Here is a 5,212-nt window from a genome sequence, read left to right as displayed (position 1 = left end):
TAGTGGTGAACGGAAACGTTTTTCTATGTCAGCTATAAGGAGCGCTTTCTGATCAAAACTATTTTACAAGGGGCGTTTTTTATATATAATAATCAATTAATTCCTTAAGTTGACGCCATTGGGTGAACAGATACAATTTTTTGGTAGCTGTTCGGAGTGCACGAAATAGTGGGGTCCAGCAACTAAGCTATATCTATATGCTATATTATATTATATTATATTATATTAATGCCCGTGATTCGGTAAAAGATCACTTGCAGCTACACTAGCACGCATTTGCGTGTCTGCTTTTATATTTTGCATACGATAATGATCCATAACCCCTAACTGACCATTTTTTAAAGCAAATGCCAAAGCTTGCGGTACTTCTGCTTCAGCTAAAATAACCTTAGCCCTTGCTTCTTCAGATTTAGCCTTCATTTCTTGTTCTAAAGCTACTGCCATAGCACGTTTTTCTTCTGCTTTAGCCTCGGCTACACGCAAATCAGCATTGGCTTGATCAATTTGGAGTTTGGCACCAATATTATCACCTACATCGACGTCAGCAATGTCAATAGAAAGTATCTGGAAAGCAGTTCCTGCATCTAACCCTCTATTCAATACCAACTGTGAAATTTTATCCGGATTGGCCAATACCTCTTTGTGACTGTGAGAAGAACCAATAGAGGTCACGATTCCCTCTCCTACACGTGCTAAAATAGTTTCCTCTCCAGCACCACCTACCAATTGTTGAATATTGGCTCTAACCGTAACCCTGGCTTGGGCAACCAACTGAATACCATCCATGGCCACAGCCGCTACAGAAGGGGTATTGATTACTTTTGGATTAACAGAAATTTGCACTGCCTCGAATACGTCTCTACCCGCTAAGTCAATAGCAGTAGCTTGCTTAAAAGAAAGGCTAATATTGGCTTTGTCTGCAGAAATAAGTGCCTTGATAACAGATGGCACATGACCACCGGCTAAATAATGGGTTTCTACTTCCATCAAGGTCAACTGGAGACCAGCTTTAGTAGCCACTATCAATCCATCTACAATAACAGCAGGTGGAACTTTCCGAATACGCATAAAAACCAATTCAAATAGACCTACTTGCACGCCAGAAAAACGAGCCGTAATCCAGAGACCAACTGGGAAAAAATAAAAAAATATAATCCCCATAACTAGCATAAAAAGGTATAAATAAAGCTGCGTAACAACCATAATGATAAAATAATAAATGGTAAATAAATTAAAGCCTAAAGTTTGACTTTTTAAGGGTAATTTTAGACGCAATTAAGAGAAGATGATAGGCATAAATTTAGTTTTTTATGATCAACAATCAAAATACTTAACGAATTATGTCGTACGAAGATCAATAATTTCGTATGTCCATGAGGAGATCGCTGCACTGACTAAGTGAAATCAGCGTTAGGGAGAACCAATACCTTAAATCAATTTCTGAAAAAAGCTTAGTGGGACCATAGCCTGCTGCAATCGGATCTAGATAACGTCCTAGAGGCATCATGATTAAACATATCTGCTCTAGAATAACAGGTTTAAATAGCTTATCCACTGGCTTATTAGCTAAGAATTCTGAGAACATATATAGACGATCGTCCATAAAGCCTAAACCATTCATTATCATAGCGGCTACTCGTTTTCCCATCATTAGCTTAGCGTCTTTCTCTTGTGATACTGGGAGGCGTGCATCTATTTTTGAAATGAGGTCAATTGTATCTGTTGAACTGGAAATTAATTCTATAATGGTTTAGAACTAAACTGCCTACAATTTAATCTTTTTGGCACATCCCAAAACTGGGTTAGCCCCTAACTGAATTGAAAATATAATTAATGAACACATAAAAAATTAATCTAATTTCAAATAAGTAGACTGGTGCGGAATATGAGCTTATAGTTTTTAAATTATGTTTTATACATGTGCGAAACGTTCTTCCCAATTCAGTAACGTTTTATATTTCTCTTTTTAACCAAATCATTCATACACTATGAAAAAATATATATTTTTATTCCCGTTTATCACATCCTGTAATGGCTTAATTAAGTCTGCTATAAATGGTACTGATTCTCTTGCTTATCATGGGGATTATAATGTTTCTAGGTCACTCGTTTTTTCTCGTTTGAGTCTAAAAGAAACCTGTCTTCATAGGATCAGATCATACTATGATCAATTGATTCTTGGCTCTAACAATCCTGGCAAGATGGCTCTGGATATTTACCAATATATTAAGAAAGGTCAGAAGCTAATTTTTTATCCTAATGAAGCTATTAAAAATGCTGCCCTAGAAGCAGCTCTTAAGCAAGCAGAAGAGATTTGGAATCAGGGCGACCGAATATATGATAGCGGCAAAGAGGAAAGGTCTGATTGTTATGATAGTATTATATTTGGATGTCCATCAACGCTTATTATTAAGCCTGTTCAGGAGAGCCTCTTAATTCCCACGGCAATTTTCCAAAATGCGCTATTAACAAACCCCGAATATGAAGAATTATTTAAAGTAATTAGCCCTTTTATGGAATTCGATCAATCACGTACCTCTCTATCTTTATAAGTACCAGATGACGTACCTAAAACATAACTTGATAAGATTGACCCAAAATTTTACTCTTATATAGGTACGAAGGTTGACGATCATTTTACACTTACATTTAGTACCCTTTTTGACCTCGTATCGAATACGAATTCCCCAGAGATTACAGACGGCTTTTTATTTTTCTCTCCTGATGAGATAAATCGTCAAATAAAAGAAGGCCAAATAAAAGGGGAACTCATAGCAGAGAGTGAAATATGAGCATACCATTATCAATTAGTCAAGGAACTAATAAAATTAGAATATGACTTATTAATGGTGAGCAAATTTTTAAACAACTGCAAGGACGCCTCAGCAATGGGGTTAAAGAAGCTATTATCAGAGCAAGTCGGGTGCTTGAAAAAGTACATTGATTGTCATCCTGAAAGGGCAGTAGAGATTGAAGAGCTTCGTAACAATATCGAAAAGCAACAAAAGGAAGGCAAATACTATGATATTGACTCCATAAACTTGGAGTTGGCGAGAGAAGCTGGATGTGTATTGATGTAGTAAAAAGTTATGTCTGCGGTATTCTAGATATAATAACGTGAGTTTTGGATTAAACATATTGTAAATCAGTCATATTTATATTAGTTATAAAAGGTATCCATTCACTACTGTGGCAGAAGTACACGAAAAAACGCCCCTTGTAAAATAGTTGCGATCAGAAAGTGACCGTTACAACTGAAATAGCAAAACAGTTGAGAAGGAGGTTGCAGGGCGGATTCTGTTTTTCCATTTGTAACGAGTGCTTTCAGCAACTTTTTACCCAGGGCTTGATTTTTTGTCCACTTTTTTATCAAGCAAAAAGTGGTATAAAAATGGCTGCATATAATAATTCGGACTTATTTCTAATTATACTGGGCTGAGAATATTATTATTTATGCCTTTTTGAATGCCTCAAAGTCAACATTAGCCGGACATTGCCTCTACTTATAAAAAAGTAATTTTCTATTGCAACGGCTTCACGATGTATTTCGTTTGCAGTGTATATGTCTTTATATAGCCTAATTATATCCAAACCCTGGAGATAAATATTCATCCTCTATCTAACTAATCCTTTTGGAAAAAGTTGAACCTTTGGTTGCATTTAATTAAGTTTGTTAGGCATAGTGGCCCTTAGCAGAAGCCAAGTTCGAAAAACGCCTAATCGAAGATACCTAATCAAATATAATTTAATTCAAAGAATCAGATGAGTAACCATACCCATGTAGATGAACCTCTTTTGCAAGAAAATAAAAACAGATTTGTTTTATTTCCTATTGAACATCACGATATTTGGAGCTTTTACAAACAAGCAGAGGCTAGTTTTTGGACGGCAGAAGAGATCGATCTTAGTCAAGATATAAAAGACTGGGAAAACTTAACCTCAGACGAGAAGCATTTCATTACCCACGTACTTGCTTTTTTTGCAGCCAGTGATGGGATTGTAAATGAAAACTTGGTACAAAATTTTGCCAATGAGGTACAATATACAGAGGCCAAGTTTTTCTACGGATTCCAGATTGCTATTGAAAACATCCATTCCGAAGCCTATTCCTTACTGATTGATACCTATGTCAAAGATCCTACAGAACGCCACAGATTGTTCAATGCTATAGAAACCATTGAGTGGGTAGGAAAAAAAGCAGATTGGGCGTTGCGTTGGATTAGCAAAGGATCTTTTGCAGAGCGATTAATTGCTTTTGCGGCAGTAGAAGGGATCTTTTTTTCTGGTAGCTTTTGTGCTATTTTCTGGCTGAAAAAGCGAGGATTAATGCCAGGGTTAACTTTTTCTAATGAACTCATCTCCAGGGATGAAGGGTTGCACTGTGATTTTGCTTGTTTGCTCTACAACCAACATATCAAACACAAACTTCCAGAGGAACGGGTAGCGCAAATTATAGCTGATGCCGTCACGATTGAAAGTGAATTTGTATCGGATGCGTTACCGGTCAAACTAATTGGTATGAATGCCACGTTAATGACCCAATATATTCAGTTTGTGGCCGATAGACTGCTATTAGAACTGGGATGTAAAAAGATCTATCATGTAACCAACTCATTTGACTTTATGGAAATGATTGCTTTACAGGGAAAAACTAATTTCTTTGAAAAGCGCGTGGGTGAGTACCAAAAATCAGGTGTAATGAGTAGTATCTCAGCAGACAAAGACAAAGCTCGGTTTAAGCTAGATGAGGAGTTCTAAAAGTTGATCAAAAATTTCCAAGTCAGTAGTCTTGCATGCAGATTTAATGATTAAATAGTTAGATGAATCTGACACAGAAGATTTATTCTCTTTAACCAATAACAATAGGGCCTACTTACAAAAATGGTTGCCTTGGGTAGATACATGCATGAGCTAAAGTGATACTTTAAATTTTATCACTAGCACTCATTCCGCGTTTTTTGTAGCACTGTAGTAGCTATTAAATAACACCTTAGATTGCCATTTATTGCCCGAACAGTTATCTAATTTTAGAACGCTTCTATTAACTAACTATATAAGTGTACCTGTTCACGCAATGGCGTCAACTTAATGGATATATTTAATTGATTATTATATATAATAATATATAAAAAATGCACCTTGTAAAATAGTTGCGATCAGCAAGCGCCCATTATAGCTGACATAGAAAAACAGCTGAACTGGATGTTGAAGG

At 36.3% G+C, this 5,212-nt stretch carries 5 protein-coding genes; 3 read left to right on the top strand and 2 right to left on the bottom strand.

The features are described from left to right. Positions 1-225: 225 nt before the first annotated feature. Entirely contained in the window at positions 226-1,203 is a 978-nt protein-coding gene (floA, locus tag MUW73_RS00150) for a flotillin-like protein FloA (protein ID WP_243018553.1), read from the bottom strand. Between the two features lie 151 nt (positions 1,204-1,354). Continuing rightward, positions 1,355-1,696 (bottom strand): DUF4277 domain-containing protein, encoded by a 342-nt coding sequence (locus MUW73_RS00145; protein WP_439099495.1) that lies wholly within the window; start codon positions 1,694-1,696, stop codon positions 1,355-1,357. A 292-nt stretch (positions 1,697-1,988) separates the two neighbouring features. On the opposite strand from MUW73_RS00145, the gene MUW73_RS00140 reads away from it, so the two are divergent. The 3 genes from MUW73_RS00140 to MUW73_RS00130 all read left to right on the top strand — a co-directional run bounded on the left by MUW73_RS00140 (position 1,989) and on the right by MUW73_RS00130 (position 4,758). After that, positions 1,989-2,552: a hypothetical protein gene (locus MUW73_RS00140; protein WP_243018551.1), complete on the top strand. Its 564-nt coding sequence runs from the start codon at positions 1,989-1,991 to the stop codon at positions 2,550-2,552. A gap of 375 nt (positions 2,553-2,927) precedes the next feature. Continuing rightward, positions 2,928-3,080, top strand: coding sequence for a hypothetical protein (locus tag MUW73_RS00135; protein WP_243018549.1), 153 nt, complete (start codon positions 2,928-2,930; stop codon positions 3,078-3,080). A gap of 682 nt (positions 3,081-3,762) precedes the next feature. Then, positions 3,763-4,758, top strand: a complete 996-nt coding sequence (locus MUW73_RS00130) for a ribonucleoside-diphosphate reductase small subunit (RefSeq protein WP_243575126.1) — start codon at positions 3,763-3,765, stop codon at positions 4,756-4,758. The last annotated feature ends 454 nt before the right edge of the window (positions 4,759-5,212 follow it).

This window comes from Candidatus Cardinium sp. cByotN1 (assembly GCF_022810525.1).
Lineage (GTDB): Bacteria > Bacteroidota > Bacteroidia > Cytophagales > Amoebophilaceae > Cardinium.
The sequence above is the reverse complement of the archived record's forward strand: the minus strand, read 5'-3'. Positions and strand labels throughout refer to the sequence as shown.

Coding starts and splice junctions, on each gene's coding strand:
- MUW73_RS00130 (WP_243575126.1), top strand. CDS start 3,763: ATGAGTAACCATACCCATGTAGATGAACCTCTTTTGCAAGAAAATAAA.
- MUW73_RS00140 (WP_243018551.1), top strand. CDS start 1,989: ATGAAAAAATATATATTTTTATTCCCGTTTATCACATCCTGTAATGGC.
- floA (WP_243018553.1), bottom strand. CDS start 1,203: ATGGTTGTTACGCAGCTTTATTTATACCTTTTTATGCTAGTTATGGGG.